Genomic DNA, 1,257 nt, shown 5'->3' with positions numbered 1-1,257 from the left:
GAGTGGCTGTTCGCCCACTACAAGGTTCCTAGCAACAGGGATTTCAAGGCCATGCTAAGGTGGTTCCTTGAGGTCTCGTTTCCAGCCAGCGTGCATTCGGAAAAGTTGATCGGCAGTAGCAATAAACCTCACAAGTTCGAGAGCATCATTTCAGTTTCCTCGGGTAAGCGGATAATTGTGGATCCCGTTGTCCATGACTCTTCGGCGATCAATGCACGAGTAGTCGCCAACATGGATATACAGCGCGCCCGTATACCAGGCGTGGAGCAGAGGATCGTCTATGATGATCTCGAAGACTGGTCTGCCGACGAGCTAAATTTGCTTCAGTTCGGCGCCCCCGTGGTGCCCTACTCCAAACTTCCTGAGGTACTTGGTCGGCTGGCGGCCTAGCCGTGCTGCAGCGGCCATCGGCTTGGTTGCTACATGGCCGCAATCCGCCGCTCAATCTAGGCCCTGTTGCCATGTGGGTGACGTAGGGAACGGTTCGCAGACGGTTCTGAAACCGTTTCTCGCGTCGTAGCAGGCGCGTAACGTCACCGTTACGTCACGCGTTACGCCAGGGCGTGACGACGCCCAGCGGTGCCTCAGGGTTGCTCCGGGAGGGTCTGCAAGTCGGCTCCCGAGCAGCGCCGCGCCGACACCTTCGCGGGAGGCTAAGGCCAGTCTCGGAATCTGAGATCCCGGCCCGTATCCTGCGCGCCATGCTCCCTCCCTGCGACTACACCGAATTCATGATTGCACCCCGGCCACGAGGCTGGGTGCAGCATGGTGAGCACTGGGGGCTGTGGTGGGGGAACCGCCAGATCGCCAGCGTGCAGCCATGCGCCGAGGGCATTCTCGTGACCTTGGCCTGCAGGAAGCTCTGGGCTTCACGGGGTCTTAACCCCCTAAACAGGCTCATAAGCCGGTAGTAGCTCCTTCCGCCTGTAGGTCTTCAGCTGGTCTTTTTCGGGCCGATACCCGTAAGGAACTTATGCCTCTTCTTGCTGTACTAACTTTGTGTGGCATGATATGAGCAAGGCGGAGTCCTTCCGTATGGCACGTCCAACCAGACGCCAACCCACTATCCGGACTGATAGTTTCGATGACGAACGCACCAATTGTTGAAGTAATCGCTGAGCTACGCTGGGGCGAGGGTAACCCCAATCAGCCAGCCGCGTTGGCATTTGCAAACGACTCTGACTACATTCGTTTCGGGGTCGAGGTGGGTAAGTTGGGTTACAACCAGCTTGAACGAACGTTGCCCCAAGGTATGCC

General features: G+C 57.8%; 1 protein-coding gene. It reads left to right on the top strand.

Annotated elements, in window-relative coordinates:
• On the top strand, nucleotides 1-390 hold a 390-nt coding region (locus ACXJKH_RS20735; protein WP_457322210.1), incomplete at its 5' end, for a hypothetical protein.
• Between the last annotated feature and the right edge of the window lie 867 nt (nucleotides 391-1,257).

This window comes from Stenotrophomonas sp. P5_B8 (assembly GCF_054049855.1).
This window is presented reverse-complemented; position numbering and strand designations above follow the sequence as displayed.